Source organism: Ornithinibacillus xuwenensis, from assembly GCF_039614845.1.
Lineage (GTDB): Bacteria > Bacillota > Bacilli > Bacillales > Amphibacillaceae > Ornithinibacillus > Ornithinibacillus xuwenensis.
In genome coordinates this window covers 222696-241642 of record NZ_JBDIML010000002.1, presented here as the reverse complement: position 1 = coordinate 241642, position 18947 = coordinate 222696, and the positions used below count along the sequence as shown (strand labels likewise).

The window sequence follows — 18947 nt, the reverse complement described above, 5'->3', positions numbered from 1 at the left end:
CTATATTATAATTTTTATTGAACAACTGTACAATAAAAAATAAGGAGGCTGTTTGGTATGCGATTAGAAGGTAAGGTAGCAATCGTAACTGGTGCCGCTTCAGGCATGGGGAAAGCAATAGCAGAAGGATACGCTAACGAAGGTGCAAAGGTAGTTGTTTCTGACTTAAACCTAGAAGGTGCACAAACTGTCGCTGACGGAATTAAATCTGCTGGCGGAGATGCAATTGCTTTAAAAACAAATGTAGCTTCTGAGGAAGATGTCAATCTATTATTTGAAGAAACAAAGAAGGCTTATGGCAAATTAGATATTCTAGTAAATAATGCAGGTATCATGGATGGAATGGAGCCTGTTGGCGAACTATCAGATGAACGTTGGGAGAAGCTATTTGCTGTCAACACAACAGCTGTCATGAAAACCATGCGTATCGCTGTAAATCTATTCCTAGAACAAGGACATGGAACAATCGTCAATAATATTTCTGCAGGCGGATTATACGGTGCTCGTGCTGGCGCTGCTTACACCGCTTCCAAACATGCGGTTGTAGGTTTAACGAAAAACACAGCATTTATGTACGCAAACAGCAACATCCGTTGTAATGGTATTGCACCAGGTGCAGTCATCACAAACATTAGCGCTACTATGACAAATGTTAGCGAATTTGGCGCTGGTCGTCAGTCACTAGGCCTATCTATTAATCCTCGTGCTGGACAACCAGAGGAAATTGCACAATTAGCTATTTTCTTAGGTTCTGATGAATCAAGCTTTGTTAATGGACAAGTTGTAGCAATAGATGGCGGCTGGACCGCTTACTAAAAAATATTGTACAAAAATAAGACCACAATTATGAAGTGGTCTTATTTTTGTTACTTATTAATAATGCTGCCATGCTTCTAGATATTTTTGTATTAATATTGGATTGATCAACGTATTAACGGTGAGTTCAACCTGCTCACCTTTCTCATTTACGATATGTTCATCGATATCCTTGCCAAAGGTACGTAATCCATGTAATACCTCTTCGGTTAAGAAGCTAGTCTGAACGGAAATATTGATATTATCCCATTCAATCGGCTCCCGCTTGGCTAACACAAATCCCCAATCCCCAAAGCTTGGAATATCCACATGAAGATTCGAGGTCTCTAGCCCTGTCTCTTGGACAGTTTTATTAATGCCCCAATATACTTCTGTGGCAAACGTTGGGCTAGTTGCTTGAATCATAACACTTCCACCTGGCTGTAGGTGGTTTCGAATTAGCTGATAAAATTCTAATGTATACAGCTTATTTAATGTTTCATTATTAGGATCAGGCAAATCTACTAAAATGACACCATAAAAGTCAGACGTTTCTTCTAAGAACTTAAATGCATCCTGATGAATCACATTCACGCGATCATCCAGTAGGGAGTGGTTGTTCAATTCTGCTAGATCATGATTCGTTTTAGCCATCTCCACCACCTTCGGATCAAGATCAACCAGTGTAATCGATTCTACATCATCATACTTGAGTAGCTCTCGTGCAGCTAGTCCATCTCCACCACCCAAAATCAACACGTTTTTCCGATTATTGCTCTGTGCCATCGCAGGATGGACCAGTGTTTCATGGTATCGGTATTCATCTGCTGAACTGAATTGAAGCTGACCATCTAGAAATAGCCTTAAATCACCTTGTTCCTTCGTCAGAATGATTTGCTGGTATTGGGTTTGCTCGTTATAGACAATCGGGTCACGGTACAGCTTCTGCTCAAAAGAAAACGCCATCTCCTCACCAAACGCTACCCCACCAGCAAGGAGTAAAATAATCAATATTCCTGCAGAACGATGTAAGTTTACTCGTTTAAGCTCATCCTTAAAATAGAATATTAGCCAAAGTGCTACACAAGCATTAATGAAAGCAACCACAAATGCCGTCTTCACCAGCCCCAATTGTGGACGTAGAATAAACGCAAACAAGAGCCCCCCGATTAACCCACCAGCATAATCTGAAAATAGAACCCTTGCTGTACTTCGATTTAGCTGTTCACCAATCTCATTGGCCTTACGAATTAATATCGGCAGCTCTACACCTGTTAAACACCCGACTAATAGCGTTACAAAATAGAGAAACAGGGCATCCGTGCCATCACTTAAAAAGGCGGTAACGCCAAATAAAAGGAAAATAGAAAATCCACCGATAAGGGCAATCAGCATTTCAATCCAGGCAAAGGATGCAATTAAATTTTTGGTTACCTTCTCACTCAAGTAGGCGCCAATTCCCATACCGGTAAGAAAAAGGGAAATGGTAAGTGTATATTGCTTAATCCCATCTCCCAAAATGTAAGAACCTGCAGCTCCAAATAATACTTCATATATAATTCCACAAATTGATACGATCCCCGATGACCAGTAGATCGCATTTGTTTTCTTTAGATTATCTTTCATCACTTAAATCCCTTCTAGCCGAAAAAATCACGTAATCGATGCGCCGATAACGAAAGCTAATCCAATGGAAACTCCTAAGCTAATGATCCCAACAGAAATATTTCCTTTTTTAAGCTCTGCCTGAACCGAAAATTTTCTAGTTAATAGCTCAAACAAAACATAGGCAATTAGTTGAAGAACCACACCAACTGCTCCCCAGATTAATGTGTCCATTAATTGTGCGCTATTGTATATGGAAAATGCCAGAACAATACATATCCCAATAATTTTTCCCGTAATAGACAGGGCAACAGCTTGATTCCCATTTTTAATTTCGTCCCAATCCTTATACTGGTTCGTCATGAATTCAAAGATTACTAACCCGATAATGACAATTAAAATAGCTAAACCAAAATACATTAATGTTAATAAAATAGCTTCCATAATACCGCCTCCTTTTTTCTATTTACCTGCACCAGGGCCACCGCCACGAACAGGTGAGCTTCCACTGCGAATGGTAGGCTTTGAATTTTTCCCCTTAAAGCTTCCACCAGAGGTACCATAACCTCCATAGCAATAGGAAGGATCTTTTTGACACTTTAGATTTCGATTTTTGGACCAGTCATCTACATCCAATAAATCATCTAGTACCCAAAGCACAAATAAACCATTGAAGAAACTAGGATTATAATTGTTTCTCACAAATTTATCATTTGCTACTTCTATGTACGTATTATCCTGATTTTCTTCATCCTCGGTTAAAATGACAAAAAGATTATCATACACAAGTACCTGCTTTCCGTCCTTTAATTCACTCTCTTCACTTGGCTGTTGATAGGAAATAATGTCTGATGCAACTTCTGTTAAGCTCTTATTTTCAGCGATGTAAATCTCTGAGAAGTTATCAGAATCCGTTGCACTGTTTACCGTGTCATAAAGCCGATATTCACTATCGATAAATTCCACCACACCATCTTTAAACAATCCTCCACTTGACGAAGAGCATGCAGACAGCAGTAAAGTAACAGAGAGAATAAGGACAAGAAGTGGTTTTTTCATAGATTCCCCCACTTTCTTTTCCGACATGACGTATTCATTTTTCAAAAAAATGGAGAAATCAAGAAATACAGAACGACTGTATTTCTTGATACCTCTCCAATTGTTTATATGTAAAGCGGAAAGGGATTATTCCTTTCCAAGCTCTTTCTTCAAAGCAGCCAGCTCATCATCAACCGCATCTTTTTCATCTAATGCATCTAGCTCATCATCTAAGCTACGGCTTGATGAACGAAGGTCTTCACTTGTTTCTGCTTCCGCTTCAAAACGCAATACTTTTTCTTCCATACGTTCAAAGCCTTTTCTACCTTCGTCGCCACCAATACTTGACATAGCACGATTCATTTTCGTTCTTGTTTTAGCTGACTCTGCACGTGCTTTTAATGCATCCTTCTTCAGCTTCATTTCATTATATTCACTCTTCATTTCATCCAGCTTCACTCTTAAGGAATCCGCATCTTGCTTTGCTCTTTCATAGGATGCTTTTAAGGAATCTGCTGTTGACTGATGGATTTTTTTGTCCTCTAGTGCTTTTCTAGCTAACTCTTCATTTCCAGCTTCTAATGCCTTCACAGCCTGTTCTTGGCGTTTCTGCACCATTTTCTCGGCATCCTCAAACTTCTTCTGTAGCATTTTTTCATTCGCAATTTGTTTCGCTACGGCTGCTTCAGCATCCCGTATATCCGCTTCCATTTCACGCATGAATTGATCCAGCATTTTTACCGGATCTTCCGCCTTATCTAACATCGCATTTAATTCGGATCCTACTACTGTTTTTACTCGTTTAAAAAAAGAAAACACTTTTCATTCCTCCTAGTTTTTTAATTACTTGCTAAAATTTTTATTTCAAATTCTTCAATCTCATACCCATAGCTTACTTCTACTTCAGAACCCCATACTTCCACTGATAAGAAATGCTCTTCCTCATCATCCGCATAATCATAATACTGACATTCCATGTTATGAAGGTTCTTCCCTCTTCCTTCACCATGCACGCGGGCTACACCTGACTCATCTAAAAAGTACTCGCGATTCTCATACGTCATACTTTTTGGCAGCGGATCCTGTAGCTTTAGCGGAACCTTCTCATAGATCCCTACATACAGCTCATCGTCCATTTCAGCACTTAACCAAATTGATTTATTCGTGCTCGTGAGCTGATAAGCAATCCATTCAAAGCCATGATCGTTATAGGTTAATTTGCTAACTACCTGATAATCCTCCAGGTTATACGTAACAATATCGCCTACTTCAATGGAAAGAACCGTTCTCTCTTTTACCTCTCGGGTTTCTTCTTTTTGTTTAAATAGTTTCTTAAATATACCCATTGAAACACCTCTTATAGCAGCGTATTCGTTATTCATTATTCATACGGATAAAACGGAAATAAGTTTCATTTTATTTGTATTTATCCATGTTTCCCCACAAGATTCCGGTGCTCGAGTAATAATTGCAGCCATTGAGAAGGGCGGTTATAGGACTCCGCTTTATGTTCTCGGCTGGGTGTTAAATAGACATGCCAGCTTAGTGCACGTTGTACACAAGCCAGTTGATCCGAAATTTGTAGGGCTTTCTCTAATTCTCTCATAGATGCGTATATTGTCCAAGGCTCTAAGTAGTAAGGTCGAAAATCATTTACTATCCCAAGCCACATAGACTCATCTGCTATCAAGTCATCTAAAGCATGCCAAAATATTCTTGTGCTAAAAAAAGGATGGGAAACAGATGCATCTCCCCAATCAAAAAATACAATCCTATCCTTTACGAGTCTAATATTATTGGTATGCAAATCCCCGTGCTCAATAGAAGCTGGTAGGATGGCATCGAGCGCATCACACATTTCTACAAGTTCAGGCAGAAGTTCGATAACCTTCTCCGTTTCAGCTTTCGATAGTCCTGTCTTGCACATATCCGCAAGGTGTTGTTTTATCTCTTCCTTTAGTACGGACATTCTGCGGTCTGGGACACCGATTCCAAGTAGCTCCTCTACATGATTAAGCTCCGAAACCTGTAACTCCGCATATTCTTGCAGTGCCCGCTTCCAAAGCTGTTTATCTTTAATGTTACGAAGGGCTTCCCCTCCTATATCTTCCATAAGAAACCAGCCTTTTGAATGATCCCTTGCCATAACGTTGACGGTTTTGCCAGGATACCTTCTACCTAAATATGCACTCAATGCACCTTCATGAGATGCAGCTGCATTAGTCGCTTTAAAATAAAGATCGCCATCAGAAGTAGGTACTTTTTGGATATGGCAGAAATCAGAGGTTTTTATTTGCTCCATGTGTCCATTAATTTTTCTCCCTGATTTTTCAATTTCATCAACGATCCATTCTTTGGCATTAACCATTTCAGGCTCCTCCGGTATTTTTGGAATATTTAGACCTTATCTATATAGTACGGCTTACACATGTGATTGGTAAAGTATTTGTTTACATTTCTATTTCGTCATCATAATCGTCAAATCCATATAATTGAATTTAAATTCTTAATAGTGGTACTCTTTAAAGGAAGGGAGAGTGTCATAATGAATAAAGCAATTCCAGAGGTTACTTTAAATGATGGCGTTACAGTACCAGCAATCGGCTTAGGTACATATAAATTAAATGGTAATGAGGGCGTGAATGCTATTACGAGTGCCATTGATTTAGGCTATCGTCTAATTGATTCTGCCTACAATTACGAAAACGAAGGAACAATAGGTGAGGCTGTTCGTCGAAGCTCTGTTCCACGACAGGAATTACGCATTACATCTAAGCTACCTGGTCGCTATCAGCAATATGATAAAGCGGTAAAAACCATACAAGAATCCTTGTATCGTGCGAACTTAGATTATTATGATGTTTACCTTATTCATTGGCCAAATCCGAAACAAGATCTTTATGTAGAGGCATGGCAAGCATTAATTGATGCTAAAAAATGGGGATTCATTCGCTCAATTGGTGTATGTAACTTCTTACCGGAACATCTTGAACGACTGGAAAAAGAAACTGGTGTAAGACCAAGTATGAACCAGGTTGAACTACATCCTTTCTTTAACCAAGAACCACAAAGAAAATGGCATGAAGAAAATAATATTGTGACAGAGTCTTGGAGTCCATTAGCTCGAGCATATGATGTCTTTCAAAATGAAACGATTAAAAACATCGCTGACAAGCATAACAAAACAATTTCACAAGTTATATTGCGATGGCATTATCAATTAGGGGCAGTATCGATTCCAAAATCTGCATCCCCACAAAGACAGCTTGAAAATATCTCAATCTTTGATTTCGCATTAAATGCTGCGGACATGGAGACCATTTCGAATTTAACCCGCCCAGACGGACGACTTCACGATCAAGATCCTGCTGTTTATGAGGAGTTTTAAGTTAATATAATATAGATAAAAGCTGTCCTTCTGTAATAGAGGGACAGCTTACTTATTTTACTAGAATCATTTATCTACAAATTTTCTTTTAAGACTATAAGCCGCCTTTTGTCCCCATGTACATTTCACTTTTTCCTACCTGAAGTTGCTTATAAACCTCTTCTGTAATTTCCGTTAAGGTTGCTGGGTGGATTAGCTTATTCATACTTATCTTTAAGTACTCCGCTTCGTTTATACTTCCCTGCTCCAGTAATGAATCCAATTTAGGTAGCCTGAAATCCTTTATTGGTAGATACGCCAGCAATATGTCTTCCTGTTGCGACTGGATGTAAATTCTTATTCCTACTAGCTCCGGTAAATAAAATGACGTATACTCACATTTAATGAAAACATCTTCTTTTCTCGCATTACTAATAACTGCTAGATTGCTAGGCAAGGATATGAAATATACCATCTGATCAAACGAATAGGACAGCTCCAAGATATCCAATTGAAGTACTTTACTTATTTTTTTCGTATAAGACTTCAACTCTAGGTTATAGAAAAATCTACTACTTAGCACCATAACTGCCACAAAGATTACTAGCATGCAAATAACTGTTAATCCAGTCATGATAACCGTACTCCTTTATCAATCACTACTCTATTCCTTCCTGTTCGCTTGGCCTCATAGAGAGCCTTATCAGCTGTATCTAACAGTTCCTGCACTTGAATCGAATTCCTTACCGCATTTGATGCGGCACCAATACTCACCGTTAGCCTTCCTAAAGGTTGAGTTTCACCACATGGGAAATTTGTCAATTCTACATTTTCCCTTATTTTTTCTGCTAGCAAGGAAGCATATTCGATATCGGAATTTGGTAAGAGCACAATAAATTCCTCCCCTCCAAATCGAAAGGCAAATTGTCCTTCTGCTAAAGTATCGTTTATCACCTTAGCTGTTTGCGTTAATACCTGATTTCCAAGTAAATGACCATTTGTGTCATTAAAATGCTTAAAGGAATCGATGTCGATCATCATAAGCGAAAATTGTTCGGAGCATTCCGTTCTGCAATACTCTTCCATTTTTGATTCAAAGGCTCTTTGGTTTAAAAGTCCTGTTAATCCATCTTTTAATGCCATATCTTCAATTTTCTTGTATAGATGTGCATGATGTATTGCTATTGCAGCCTGGTTGGCTAATGGAATGACACTGTCAATATCGGAATCAGCAATGGGTCTTTTATTAACAGGATTATCAATAATAAGCACGCCTACTTTATTCCCTTGATTGATTAATGGAAACACGGCCATTTCTATTATGGTAAACTCTCGCACGAATTCCATTAAAGTTTTATCATGCTGGTCAAATTCCTTTATATGTAGAGGAGTCCCACTATCTAATGCTTTTAATAGAAAGCTAGATTGATCTAACGATATCTCTAGTCGTTTAATTCGGTCATTTAAGTTCCGGTCAGTTGCCTCCTCCGTTTCTTTTATCTGGATTAGCTCCTTTAGCTCGTATTTCTTTCTTGATATTTCTTCCCAAGTTGCAAACCCTTCTTCTACTGTCATTGGACCCGTTCCCATCTTACCTCTTAACTTCTTGCCCTCATCTTCCATCAGCAATATCATAGCGCGATTAAACCCTAAGCCATGGCCAGCTGTTACCGAGGTAAGAATGGTTTGTAGCAGTTTTTCTAAATGCAGGGTTTGCTGCATGGATAAGCTAACCTCTCGAAACACATTAAGCTGTTTAGAATTATGGAGTAAGCTAGATAGTCTTCGATCACTTTCGAATTTAATGCTTCGAATGCCTTTGCTGATGAAGAACAAACTAATTGCGAACACAAGAAAACTTACAAATAAATAGATGGCGCTTTCATTCTGATATAACTGCAATTGTAACGATATTAGAGCAGAACTAAGAAGACCTCCTACTAATCCAAAGCATATTACGGTCATTCCGATAAATAGTAATGCTGCCCAACCAAAATAAAGGGAGCCTATCAGTAATCCATAAATTTCAATAACAAGAAAACTTGCTATTACCAATACCCATTTATTAAACAATTCGCTTCCTTTAAAGCGTATAAAGGTAGCGATAACTACTATTATAAATGTGATCGCCAGGACTAGAATATTCTCTAGAACCATCTACAATCACTCCTCACTTTGACGATATTATAGTTCTATTTTACCACAATTACTACGCATGTTCTTTCAATAACATCCAAACATAAGTCTTTTTACCTAGTTACCAATCCCTTATGACATACACTGTACAAAACTTGTTGAACGCTGTAAATAAGTGATAGGTAGCCATTTGGAAAGTTCTATATTAATTGGTGCATAAGAATAAAAATAGACACAAGAATAATGGAAGAAGCACATACTGATTTATCCATCATGATGAAGGGAAGCGAATGAAATGAAATCTGCTATTTCATTGATGATTACATCTTTACTTGCAATCCTCCTATTAGCTTTACCCCCTGCGATAGCAGATGAAACGACACCAGCTAATCTTTATTTGGTTAAGGCTGGTGATACCTTACCAAGCATTGCCAAGCAGTATGATATTTCCACTTCCGATCTTACATTAATGAATGGGCTACAATCGAGTGCTTTACTAGAAGGACAAAAATTATGGGTTCCAATCATACATACTGTTTCGGAAGGGGAAACGATAGCGAACATTGCTGTAGCTTATCATTCTACTGCTAATCTCATTAAAAAGCACAATAACCTTTCTTCCGATTCCCTAGCTACTGGACAGCAGATAAAAATTATTCCGAAACAATTCTCTATGCAAGGACAGCATATTCTAATGAGCAGGGAAGAATTTAAGGATTGGTTATTAAACGGTCAGTTTACGAGAGAGATTCATTTAATTCAACAGCACCATACTTGGCAGCCATCCTATAAGCATTTTCATGGAACCAATCATTTTCCGCTATTAGAAAGCATGCAAAACCATCATATCAATAAAATGGGATGGGGTAATATTGCACAAAATATCACTACCTTTCCCGATGGAAAAATAGCTGTATCAAGACCATTTGACAGTGCACCAGAAGGATCAATTGGTCCAAAGGCAAATAAGCATGGAATAGCAATTGAGAATGTTGGCAACTTTGATGTTGGACATGACAAAATGACAAAAGAGCAACGAGAAACCATTATCTATGTAACTGCTCTTCTTAGTTTAAAATTTGGGTTAACACCTTCCATTGATAGTATCACCTATCATCATTGGTGGCATTACAAAACAAAGGAAAGAGTACTTGATCATGCGGAAGACTATGAAGTCAAATCATGTCCAGGAACTGGTTTTTTTGGTGGAAACGCTACGGAAAGTGCGAGGAAGTATTTCTATCCATTCATTAAAGCGAAAATGGAGGAAATCCAGAACAACATGAACTAAAAATAAACATGAGGCAGTTGTATACAACGCTACAACTGCCTCTTCAAACTAACTGCTACATAAATCACTCATCATTTATTTCGCCATCACCAATTTCATCTTCTTCTTCAATTTCCTCGATGTCTTCTCCTTCGTCAGGTAGTTCATCATCTCCACAACCTGCTAAAGAAAAGATAGGGATAATTAGAAATAAGGTTAACAAGAACTTTTTCATGGATATACCCTCCTTTTTTCAATAGCTTTTCCGATTGTGTATAAAATATGTACGATGGAAAGTAGATAGGCTGTTATACCCAAGATTACATCATAAAAAGAAAAAAGCTGGTTTTCTAATCGTAAGAAAATCAGCTTTTGCTTCTATTAATTATCAGTTTGTTCATTTCCGTTTAAACCCAGTGTCTTTGCAGTTGAAGCATGGATTTCATGGAATAGCTCTGGATTATCCACAAGGGACAGACCATAGGATGGAATCATCGCTTTTATTTTTGGTTCCCACTTATTCATATGTTGCGGGAAGCATTTTTCCAGTACTTCTAGCATAACGTGAACGGCTGTAGAAGCGCCTGGAGATGCGCCAAGTAATGCTGCAATTGATCCGTCATCCGCACTAACTACTTCCGTTCCAAATTGAAGGGTTCCTTTTCCGCCGGCTTCCGTATCCTTAATGACTTGCACACGCTGACCAGCTACCACAACATCCCAATCCTCTAATTTAGCATTCGGAATAAACTCACGTAATTCAACCATGCGCTTTTCATTGGATAACAGTACTTGCTGAATCAGATATTTTGTCAGCGACATGTTCTTTACACCCGCTGCTAACATGGTAAAGAGATTATTTGGTTTTACTGAGCGTATTAAGTCAAGATATGATCCTGTTTTAAGAAACTTAGGTGTGAATCCAGCAAACGGACCAAACAGCAATGTTTTTTTGTTGTCGATATATCTAGTATCAAGGTGTGGAACAGACATTGGAGGAGCACCGACCTTGGCTTTTCCGTACACCTTTGCCTGATGCTGCGCTACCACTTCTGGATTGTTACATACCATAAATAAACCACTAACTGGAAACCCGCCGATATGCTTAGACTCTGGGATACCTGTTTTCTGTAGCAATGGAAGACTTCCGCCACCACCACCGATAAAAACAAATTTAGCAGTATGGGTTTCCGTTACACCGCTTTCAATATTACGAACTTTTACTTCCCAAGCTCCATCTTTCGTACGTTTTAAGTTCTTCACACTATGGTTGTAGTTAACCGCAACATCTTGTTTCGTTAAGTGGTCAAATAGCATGCGTGTTAATGCACCAAAGTTTACATCGGTTCCAGAATCAATCTTCGTTGCCGCTATCGGTTCATTTGTATTTCGGTCTTCCATGATAAGCGGAATCCATTCCTTCAGCTTCTCAGGATCCTTCGAATACTCCATCCCTTTGAATAAAGGGTTTATGGATAACGCTTCAAAACGCTTCTTCAAAAAGTCTACATTATCTTCTCCCTGAACTAAACTCATATGAGGCAATGGCATGATAAAGTCCTGTGGGTTTGAAATTAAATTGCTATTGACTAGGAAAGACCAAAATTGTCTAGAAAGCTGAAATTGCTCATTTATTTTGATGGCTTTACTAATATCAAGTGTTCCGTCCGGTTTTTCCGTTGTGTAATTTAATTCGCACAGCGCGGAATGACCTGTACCAGCATTATTCCATTCATTCGAGCTTTCTTCTCCTGGCTGCGGGAGTTTCTCAAATACTTTAATCTCCCATTCCGGTGCCAGTTCCTTCAATAAAGCTCCCAATGTTGCGCTCATGATTCCAGCACCAATTAAAATTACGTCTGTATTACTCTTTGTGTTGTTCACGATATCCTACCCCATCCCTAATATTCCAAACACTGAGAGCACTCCTGCATAGGTAAGCAATCTACCATGGAGGAGTGCACCTTTTTACGCTTATCATAATCATACCATAATCTATTAGAAATATTGATAATATTAAAGTCTACTATTCTATAATTATAAACTAATTATTGTCGATAATAAAATGAGAAATATTTCTAGAAATCTAGAATATACAAAAAAGAGCCATATCTCCGCTTCTCGCAGAAGTTATGGCATTAAGCCTGCTACATGCTATCTCGCTGCCTCCAGCTTAAATTCCTCGTATTTCTGATTAAATTCTTCTTCTGTTACTACTTGAAATAATAACTTCTTGTCTGTCTCCCAAAATGACAATTCGAAGCTAGCTGCAGACTCATGAAAATCCCCTTCTAGCTTAGTTGATTTTCCATCTACAGTCGTATACAACTCTAAGATAACCCCATCTGTAATACCGTTCAGTTCATACGTAGTTTCCTGATAGGGATCACTTTCGTTACCCGTTTCTTCCATGACAAGAAGAGAGCCTGTTACCTCCCCTTCAAGAAGCGCTTCATCCACCTTTAAAAACAGCTGAAACGACGCATCCTCCTCGGAATACAGATACCCATAAGCATGATTAAACGCTGAAAAGAATTCCCTCAGCCGATCCTGTTCCTTTTTCTCTGCATGGTAGATTGCATTTTCGAGATTATCTTGTAATGCTACGATATAGTCATCAAGCTCTTCTTTATTAACAGCCTTAAACAAGAGTCTGTTGTTCTTCTCATGTGTTTGTACATAAAGATCCTTCCCTGAAATCCAGGAATCATAGGTGATCACTTCCCCGTCAATGGTTACCGTTAATTCATACCCATTATCCGTTAATTTCCCCGTAACTGGATAGGTTCTTTCTTCCAAAAACGGTACTCCACCTATTTCTTCGATTATTTCTTGTTGATAGAGCTTCCCTTCCACTTTTCCATTTCGACTTTTTAACTCAAACCAATACAGTGCGCTTTCATCACCGTAAACATATGCATCTGTTTTATTCAGTGGGTCCTTTGAATCTGCTACCTTGGTCGAAATCCACCAAATACTAATCAATACAACTACTAGCACAGCTATATGCCAATATTTTATGCTTCTCAATGTTTCTCCCCTACTTTCAAGTTATTCCAGATAACAAATTTTCACCGAGAAGAGTAAATCAAACTAAATTTAACTTTTACTTAAAATATACCTTCGTTGTATGGATTATGATAGTTATTTTTAACCTGTTTGGTAGGTTATGACTGGTATTCTGTTTCTTCTAAATCAATTAGCACTCCCCAATGATTTCCAATATACCAAGTCGTATCCCCCTGCATTTGATAGAGCTCAAGATCATACCCCACGTTACCGGTTACACCGTCCTCAGTAGTACCTCTCACATTTCCTGTTACCCATACTATTCTCATATCCCCTTCAGGCTTATCATAGTCTGATATATTATAAATCTCTTTATCCGAAGTCACCTTATTTTCAGTAATCTCCCAGTCTTTTAACCCTTCTTGCTTTGCCATTTCTTGGAAGACCAATTCCCTGGCAATCTTCTGGGGTTCTATCTCGTTATCGCTAACAGGCTTTTCTGTTGTTTCTACCTGTTGGTTAGTTGTTTCCACCTGCTCTGTTTGATTGGTAGACTCTTCTTTCTGGTTATCCGTTACATCTTCCTTAATACCTTCATTCTCATTAGGATTATCCATACTGCTTTCTGATTGGTTCATCTCCATCAATGTATTCGTCAAACTCCCTGCTACAAGTAGTAGACTCATGAGGAGTAAACTCACCGATGAAAGTGCAAACGCACGCTTCTTATTCAATAAGACGATGAAAATATAAATGATAAAAATTGCTAATCCTGCTACCAAAAGAATTAATGTTAAATGACTCATTTCGTTCCCTCGCATCCCATGATGTTCTCATATGTTTTTGTCTATTGATTTTACCATAATAAATTCATTGCAATAGATAAAGAAGCATCGAACTAATAAATGTATTCTTTTTGCTACCAGAATTCTTGATACAACCGTGCTGCTAAAACAGAAGTATACTACTAACGTTAAGTCGCCAATCAAGCGACCGCAATATCCATATGACTATTCCACATTTCGACCTTACTATCACGCTAAAACTGATATAATGATTAGCAAGTCAGCCTGGATTAGACAGCAAATCGTTAACCAGAGGTGATAACATGTTAAGCGGTAAAGAATTGCATGCAATCAAAACATTAAAGGAAATTTGCGAGAAGGAGGATGGTTTCGACCTGAAGTTGAATTTCGATATGCTTGAAAATCGAACGGAAGGTCTAAAGGAGGATTTTTTCCATTATGAGGAGGAGAGACTTGTAGGCTTTTTGGGAAGCTACCGTTTTGGCAGTAAAGTAGAGCTATGTGGCATGGTACATCCAAATTACCGGAGAAAAGGTATTTTTACGAAGCTGCTACAATCGGCTTTAGAAGAAATGAATAAACAAACGGTCGAAACAATCTTATTAAACGCTCCAACAGGCTCTACATCTGCAAAAGGATTTTTAAAATCGATTCCATGTGAATTTTCATTCGCTGAATACCAAATGAAATGGTTGGAGACTTCCTTGACAGAAAATCCAACTGTCATCATTCGTCCAGCACGTTCAAAGGAGGACATAGAAGCTGTCATACAGCTTGAAGTACTGGGTTTTGGTCTTCCAGAAGAAGATGTACGAATGATGAATCAAATGATCAAGGAGACACATAATGATCGCACTTTTTTAATTGAAGTTGATGGAGATATTGCAGGAAAAATACGGGTATCCGAATCAGATGGTGAGGCATGGATTTATGGATTTGCTGTTTATCCAGAGCTTCGTGGAAGAGGGATTGGAAGAAACGCATTGTCTAATGTGGTTAAAATGGAACATGAAAAAGGCTTTTCCGTCTTCTTAGAGGTTGAAGCCAAGAACAAAAGAGCGTTACAGCTTTATGAATCATGTGGGTTTCAAAGCTATCATTCGCAGGATTATTATACGTATCATAGGGAATAGACTAGCTGGACTATAGAACTTTAATCTATAGTCCTTTTATACGTCCTCTCGTGGTTTAACAGCCATTCCTTTCTCCATAAACCTCCTGCATAACCGGTTAACTTTCCATTGGAGCCAATTATTCGATGGCAAGGGATTACAATACTCAACCTATTTTTACCATTTGCGCTCCCGACAGCTCTAATGGCCTTTTCATTCCCTATGGAAACCGCAATATCCTTATAAGAACCTATTTCAGCATAAGGAATCCCCTTTAATGCGTTCCATACTGTTTTTTGGAATTCTGTCCCTTGAAGTTCAATTGGAAATGTAAATTCATACCGCTTCCCATTAAAATACTGATCAAGTTGTTCTGCGCATTGTCTTAAAACCAATGGCGTTTCATCTTGGATCGGATTGACTATCTGATCTTGCTCAGCGAACATAATGGAGCAAATGACATCTTCTGTTCCCATTATTTCTAATACGCCAATTGGTGATTCGTAATTTAGCTTATATATTCTACCACTCATACAAGGACCTCCATAGATAGAAGGTAGCATATGCTTGCCAACCTTCCCAATATATTGACATCTCTTCTATTTCTGCTATTGTCGGCTTCCGTTCAAGTCCTAATTGATGCTTTATTGCCTGGTGAAGCCCGACATCCGCTATTGGAAATGCATTGGGATAATGTAAGCATTTCATCATGACATAATCTGCCGTCCATGCTCCCACACCTCTGATTGCCATTAACGAATCATGCACCTGCTGATAGTCTTGCTGATGAAGCAATGCTTCCTTCGTTAGCTGTCCACTCTCCATCGCTTTCGCAACACCAATCACATACTCTGCTTTTCGTTTGCTAAACTGAAGCTTCAATAATTCATCTTTATCTATTTTGGCAATTGTTTCTGGTTCAGGGAATAACCAGAAGGTGTTCCCTTCATAGGTAAGACTCTCCCCATATTGCTCCACAAAGCGCTTCTTTAACGTATAAGCAAAGGTTAGATTGATTTGCTGACCGATTATCGCCCAAGCCATCGCCTGAAATAACTCAGGAATACCAATGATACGTAACCCAAAGTGGTTGTGAACAATATCCTTCAAAAGCTTATCCTTATTAGCCATATCATAGAACCCTTCCAGCTCCTGATCCAAATCAAACCATTTCCAAATGTAGGCGGCTGCCTGTTCCTTTATGCTTTGTGCTGGAGTTCTGATTGGAAATTCCACTTGAATGGATTGCTCGTTTTCTCCAATCTTTAATAAAACGAATTCTCCATTAATTTTTAGCAACTTGTAGAGATAATCACCCATTATATGATGTAGTATTTCTTGATCGGACCTGGCTAAAAACACGAGACACTCTTGGAAGTTGAAATCTAATGGTGGAAAGATTTTAATAGATGAACCTTGATCATCCCATTTCATTGTTTCATCTCCTTTTTCATCACCCTTCGATATTCACTTGGCGAACAATTTTTTATACGACGAAACACTTTATAAAAATTAGAAGGACTTTGATACCCAACTTCATAACAAATCTCAAGGTTGGTTCGATTGGTGTTTTTTAGTAGATGGGCCGCTTTATCAATTCGAACCTTTTCCAAATAGGTACGAGGGGTTTCTGAAGTCTCCTGCTTAAACAACCGCTCTAGATAATAGGGACTTACACCTACATTAGTGGCTATATCGTGTAATACTAACTTCTGATTGTATTGGTTCACTAAGAGGGCGATGACCTTTCTAACAAGCTCTATCTGTGGCGAATATTCAGCCTCTGGCTGGCATCTCTTACAAGCACGATAGCCTGCTTTTTCTACTTCTTCGATGTCATGAAAGAATTCAACGTTTATTTTCTTTGGCTTTCTTGATCTACAGGAAGGTCGGCAATAGATTTTGGTCGTTTTTACTGCCGTAAAAAATACTCCATCATATTTACTGTCACATGCCATTATTTTTTCCCACATTTCTTCAAACGTAAAATGAATACTCGCTACCATTTATGGTCTCACCCTTCCTAGTTTCAGTTTTCGCGGGATGCTTTCCTAATCCTTTATTCCAACTAAATCTAAACGAACATTGCCCCATTGAACACCCCTTAATTTTACAAGGTATCTACACCTGTTTCGACCTCATTCTTGCTCTTATGGTCTATGGAGAAAAGGGAAGTTATCTAAATATCCTGATACCGCTTTAATTTTTCCAATATTTTCATTAAAATGCAATCTATTCATTTGTCGAAACTTGTAGTAATATGGAAGTAGGTAGAATTGTAACAAAATTCATACAAGGGGGTAATCGTATCATGTTTAATAAAAAACTACTAGATTCAAAGCTTAGCCCACAAGAAATAGATATGGTAAAACGAAACAGCGCAGTAAATATTACGTTAACCATCGTAACCCTTCTAGTGATGACCGCAATCGCTTCAAGTATTACGTTGGACTCATTAATCATCGTAGGAATTCAATTACTTATTTGGGTACCGTTCTTCATCTTACACGTAAGCAGAAAATGGATTTTTCAAATTAAATATATCGCGATAATTGGTACAGCCCTTTCTACTACATACAGCATGCTGACAACACCAGATTCCACCAATATTATTACACTATTTTACCTTGTAATTTTAACGCTTATCTATATGAATCTGAAATTATCAATCTTTGTTAATGTGTATGGTCTTTTATTAATTGGTTATATGATGTTCTTCCAATCAGAGATTTTTAGTGCTAAAGAAGGCTCAGAGATAACCTATTTAATCTATTATGCGCTAATCATGATTGTTACCTTCTCTCTATTAAAGGTTTCCGATTATATGATGAAGCAGATTGAAACTTCTAGATCCGAAGCAGAGTCGTTCTACAAAGATCAGGAAAAGCAAAAGGAAGCGTTACAAGCGCTTATTTCAACGGTTACAGAAAAAATGGAAAGCATCACGCAAAATAGTGAACAAAGTAATATTGCATTCAGAGAAATGAGTGCTACATTCCAGGAAATCTCAACTGGAGCAAGTTCCCAGGCTGATTCAACACAGAATATTAATGAATCGGTAACTAGCATGAATACCATGTTAGATGAGATGGATACAACTGTAAAAACCCTAACCGATGCTTCCCTTAACACCAAGAAGCTATCTGAATCAGGTCACGATCAAATTGTTTCGTTAGCCACCATCATTGAAGATTTCAAAAAAGATGTTGATGGCATGTCCGAAGAAATCAGCTTATTAATCACGAATCTTAACGAAACACATCAAATCAGTAACACCATCAAAGAAATTGCGAACCAGACAAACCTATTATCTTTAAATGCTAGCATTGAAGCAGCTCGAGCAGGTGAGCATGGAAAAGGGTTTGCTGTCGTTGCTGATGAAATTCGTAATCTTGCGGAGATGTCTAGTGATTCTGCTGAAAAAATCTCTGAGCAATTAACTGCATTTTCAACGCAATCAGACGGTACGCGCAATAAAATGGTTAAAGTTGCAGAACGTATGGTAGAGAGCTACGAAATGACGGAAGGCACCAAGAATTCATTCAAAGAGATTAATACTGGTGTTATTCAACTAGACGAACTTTCTGTTACAATTGATAACTTAATGAAATCCATTCATGACTTGAATAAAACTGTAAGTGGTGCAACAGAAGAACTAGCAGCATTTAGTGAGGAATCGAGTGCATCACTAGAACAAGTCACAACCTCACTAGACAATTGCTTAGAAAGTAATGAAGACGTCTTAAATAATTTAAAAGAGCTAGAAACAAGTCTCCTAAAGAGTAAGTAATGGGCCTCCAGAAAGTTAG

20 protein-coding genes are annotated in these 18947 nt (G+C 38.3%); 5 read left to right on the top strand and 15 right to left on the bottom strand.

The window, feature by feature from the left end; translation table 11 throughout:
• Nucleotides 1-57 precede the first annotated feature (57 nt).
• The gene (locus ABC228_RS07055; protein WP_345824402.1) at nt 58-816 is read left to right on the top strand and encodes an SDR family oxidoreductase; all 759 of its coding nucleotides are present in this window, start codon (nt 58-60) and stop codon (nt 814-816) included.
• Between the two features lie 57 nt (nt 817-873).
• Here the strand turns inward: ABC228_RS07055 and ABC228_RS07050 are convergent, their stop codons facing one another.
• From ABC228_RS07050 to ABC228_RS07025, 6 genes are all read right to left on the bottom strand, one after another.
• Nucleotides 874-2421: a polyamine aminopropyltransferase gene (locus ABC228_RS07050; RefSeq protein ID WP_345824840.1), complete on the bottom strand. Its 1548-nt coding sequence runs from the start codon at nt 2419-2421 to the stop codon at nt 874-876.
• Between the two features lie 27 nt (nt 2422-2448).
• On the bottom strand, nt 2449-2844 hold the full coding sequence (locus tag ABC228_RS07045) for a DUF350 domain-containing protein (protein WP_345824401.1): 396 nt from the start codon (nt 2842-2844) through the stop codon (nt 2449-2451).
• Between the two features lie 18 nt (nt 2845-2862).
• Nucleotides 2863-3459 (bottom strand): DUF4247 domain-containing protein, encoded by a 597-nt coding sequence (locus tag ABC228_RS07040; RefSeq protein WP_345824400.1) that lies wholly within the window; start codon nt 3457-3459, stop codon nt 2863-2865.
• A gap of 126 nt (nt 3460-3585) precedes the next feature.
• Nucleotides 3586-4257, bottom strand: coding sequence for a PspA/IM30 family protein (locus ABC228_RS07035; RefSeq protein ID WP_345824399.1), 672 nt, complete (start codon nt 4255-4257; stop codon nt 3586-3588).
• Nucleotides 4258-4277: 20 nt separating this feature from the next.
• On the bottom strand, nt 4278-4784 hold the full coding sequence (locus ABC228_RS07030) for a DUF4178 domain-containing protein (protein WP_345824398.1): 507 nt from the start codon (nt 4782-4784) through the stop codon (nt 4278-4280).
• An 80-nt stretch (nt 4785-4864) separates the two neighbouring features.
• Complete coding sequence (locus ABC228_RS07025) at nt 4865-5806, bottom strand: aminoglycoside phosphotransferase family protein (protein ID WP_345824397.1); 942 nt, start codon at nt 5804-5806, stop codon at nt 4865-4867.
• 177 nt (nt 5807-5983) lie between these two features.
• Between ABC228_RS07025 and ABC228_RS07020 the strand changes: the two genes are divergently transcribed.
• On the top strand, nt 5984-6826 hold the full coding sequence (locus ABC228_RS07020) for an aldo/keto reductase (RefSeq protein ID WP_345824396.1): 843 nt from the start codon (nt 5984-5986) through the stop codon (nt 6824-6826).
• Between the two features lie 94 nt (nt 6827-6920).
• Here ABC228_RS07020 and ABC228_RS07015 read toward each other — a convergent pair whose 3' ends face one another.
• Nucleotides 6921-7439 (bottom strand): hypothetical protein, encoded by a 519-nt coding sequence (locus ABC228_RS07015; RefSeq protein ID WP_345824395.1) that lies wholly within the window; start codon nt 7437-7439, stop codon nt 6921-6923.
• Entirely contained in the window at nt 7436-8962 is a 1527-nt protein-coding gene (locus tag ABC228_RS07010; RefSeq protein ID WP_345824394.1) for a GGDEF domain-containing protein, read from the bottom strand. The genes ABC228_RS07015 and ABC228_RS07010 overlap by 4 nt, the downstream gene beginning before the upstream one ends.
• A 274-nt stretch (nt 8963-9236) precedes the next feature.
• On the opposite strand from ABC228_RS07010, the gene ABC228_RS07005 reads away from it, so the two are divergent.
• Nucleotides 9237-10232: a LysM peptidoglycan-binding domain-containing protein gene (locus tag ABC228_RS07005; RefSeq protein ID WP_345824393.1), complete on the top strand. Its 996-nt coding sequence runs from the start codon at nt 9237-9239 to the stop codon at nt 10230-10232.
• Between the two features lie 64 nt (nt 10233-10296).
• Here the strand turns inward: ABC228_RS07005 and ABC228_RS07000 are convergent, their stop codons facing one another.
• The 4 genes from ABC228_RS07000 to ABC228_RS06985 all read right to left on the bottom strand — a co-directional run bounded on the left by ABC228_RS07000 (nt 10297) and on the right by ABC228_RS06985 (nt 14026).
• A complete protein-coding gene (locus ABC228_RS07000; RefSeq protein WP_345824392.1) occupies nt 10297-10446 on the bottom strand; it encodes a hypothetical protein in 150 nt (49 codons plus the stop codon).
• Between the two features lie 146 nt (nt 10447-10592).
• Nucleotides 10593-12095 (bottom strand): malate:quinone oxidoreductase, encoded by a 1503-nt coding sequence (locus ABC228_RS06995; RefSeq protein ID WP_345824391.1) that lies wholly within the window; start codon nt 12093-12095, stop codon nt 10593-10595.
• 270 nt (nt 12096-12365) lie between these two features.
• On the bottom strand, nt 12366-13241 hold the full coding sequence (locus ABC228_RS06990) for a hypothetical protein (protein ID WP_345824390.1): 876 nt from the start codon (nt 13239-13241) through the stop codon (nt 12366-12368).
• Between the two features lie 137 nt (nt 13242-13378).
• On the bottom strand, nt 13379-14026 hold the full coding sequence (locus tag ABC228_RS06985) for a hypothetical protein (RefSeq protein ID WP_345824389.1): 648 nt from the start codon (nt 14024-14026) through the stop codon (nt 13379-13381).
• A 302-nt stretch (nt 14027-14328) separates the two neighbouring features.
• Here ABC228_RS06985 and ABC228_RS06980 point away from each other — a divergent pair, with 302 nt between their 5' ends.
• Nucleotides 14329-15159: a GNAT family N-acetyltransferase gene (locus ABC228_RS06980; RefSeq protein WP_345824388.1), complete on the top strand. Its 831-nt coding sequence runs from the start codon at nt 14329-14331 to the stop codon at nt 15157-15159.
• 20 nt (nt 15160-15179) lie between these two features.
• On the opposite strand, the gene ABC228_RS06975 is transcribed toward ABC228_RS06980, so the two are convergent.
• From ABC228_RS06975 to ABC228_RS06965, 3 genes are read right to left on the bottom strand one after another with little or no spacing between them, the layout of a single operon-like run.
• On the bottom strand, nt 15180-15671 hold the full coding sequence (locus ABC228_RS06975; RefSeq protein WP_345824387.1) for a methylated-DNA--[protein]-cysteine S-methyltransferase: 492 nt from the start codon (nt 15669-15671) through the stop codon (nt 15180-15182).
• Complete coding sequence (locus ABC228_RS06970) at nt 15661-16572, bottom strand: DNA-3-methyladenine glycosylase family protein (RefSeq protein WP_345824386.1); 912 nt, start codon at nt 16570-16572, stop codon at nt 15661-15663. Before ABC228_RS06970 ends, ABC228_RS06975 begins: the two co-directional genes overlap by 11 nt.
• Complete coding sequence (locus ABC228_RS06965) at nt 16569-17144, bottom strand: bifunctional transcriptional activator/DNA repair enzyme AdaA (RefSeq protein WP_345824385.1); 576 nt, start codon at nt 17142-17144, stop codon at nt 16569-16571. Before ABC228_RS06965 ends, ABC228_RS06970 begins: the two co-directional genes overlap by 4 nt.
• A gap of 305 nt (nt 17145-17449) precedes the next feature.
• Here ABC228_RS06965 and ABC228_RS06960 point away from each other — a divergent pair, with 305 nt between their 5' ends.
• Nucleotides 17450-18928, top strand: coding sequence for a methyl-accepting chemotaxis protein (locus ABC228_RS06960; RefSeq protein ID WP_345824384.1), 1479 nt, complete (start codon nt 17450-17452; stop codon nt 18926-18928).
• Nucleotides 18929-18947 lie beyond the last annotated feature (19 nt).

Bases quoted from the DNA above. Each gene is read 5' to 3' on its own strand.
- ABC228_RS07010 (WP_345824394.1), bottom strand. From the start codon at position 8,962: ATGGTTCTAGAGAATATTCTAGTCCTGGCGATCACATTTATAATAGTA.
- ABC228_RS06975 (WP_345824387.1), bottom strand. From the start codon at position 15,671: ATGAGTGGTAGAATATATAAGCTAAATTACGAATCACCAATTGGCGTA.
- ABC228_RS06980 (WP_345824388.1), top strand. From the start codon at position 14,329: ATGTTAAGCGGTAAAGAATTGCATGCAATCAAAACATTAAAGGAAATT.
- ABC228_RS07040 (WP_345824400.1), bottom strand. From the start codon at position 3,459: ATGAAAAAACCACTTCTTGTCCTTATTCTCTCTGTTACTTTACTGCTG.
- ABC228_RS07050 (WP_345824840.1), bottom strand. From the start codon at position 2,421: ATGAAAGATAATCTAAAGAAAACAAATGCGATCTACTGGTCATCGGGG.
- ABC228_RS07045 (WP_345824401.1), bottom strand. From the start codon at position 2,844: ATGGAAGCTATTTTATTAACATTAATGTATTTTGGTTTAGCTATTTTA.
- ABC228_RS07020 (WP_345824396.1), top strand. From the start codon at position 5,984: ATGAATAAAGCAATTCCAGAGGTTACTTTAAATGATGGCGTTACAGTA.
- ABC228_RS07055 (WP_345824402.1), top strand. From the start codon at position 58: ATGCGATTAGAAGGTAAGGTAGCAATCGTAACTGGTGCCGCTTCAGGC.
- ABC228_RS06985 (WP_345824389.1), bottom strand. From the start codon at position 14,026: ATGAGTCATTTAACATTAATTCTTTTGGTAGCAGGATTAGCAATTTTT.
- ABC228_RS07000 (WP_345824392.1), bottom strand. From the start codon at position 10,446: ATGAAAAAGTTCTTGTTAACCTTATTTCTAATTATCCCTATCTTTTCT.
- ABC228_RS07015 (WP_345824395.1), bottom strand. From the start codon at position 7,439: ATGACTGGATTAACAGTTATTTGCATGCTAGTAATCTTTGTGGCAGTT.
- ABC228_RS07005 (WP_345824393.1), top strand. From the start codon at position 9,237: ATGAAATCTGCTATTTCATTGATGATTACATCTTTACTTGCAATCCTC.
- ABC228_RS07030 (WP_345824398.1), bottom strand. From the start codon at position 4,784: ATGGGTATATTTAAGAAACTATTTAAACAAAAAGAAGAAACCCGAGAG.
- ABC228_RS06960 (WP_345824384.1), top strand. From the start codon at position 17,450: ATGTTTAATAAAAAACTACTAGATTCAAAGCTTAGCCCACAAGAAATA.
- ABC228_RS06970 (WP_345824386.1), bottom strand. From the start codon at position 16,572: ATGAAATGGGATGATCAAGGTTCATCTATTAAAATCTTTCCACCATTA.
- ABC228_RS07025 (WP_345824397.1), bottom strand. From the start codon at position 5,806: ATGGTTAATGCCAAAGAATGGATCGTTGATGAAATTGAAAAATCAGGG.
- ABC228_RS06965 (WP_345824385.1), bottom strand. From the start codon at position 17,144: ATGGTAGCGAGTATTCATTTTACGTTTGAAGAAATGTGGGAAAAAATA.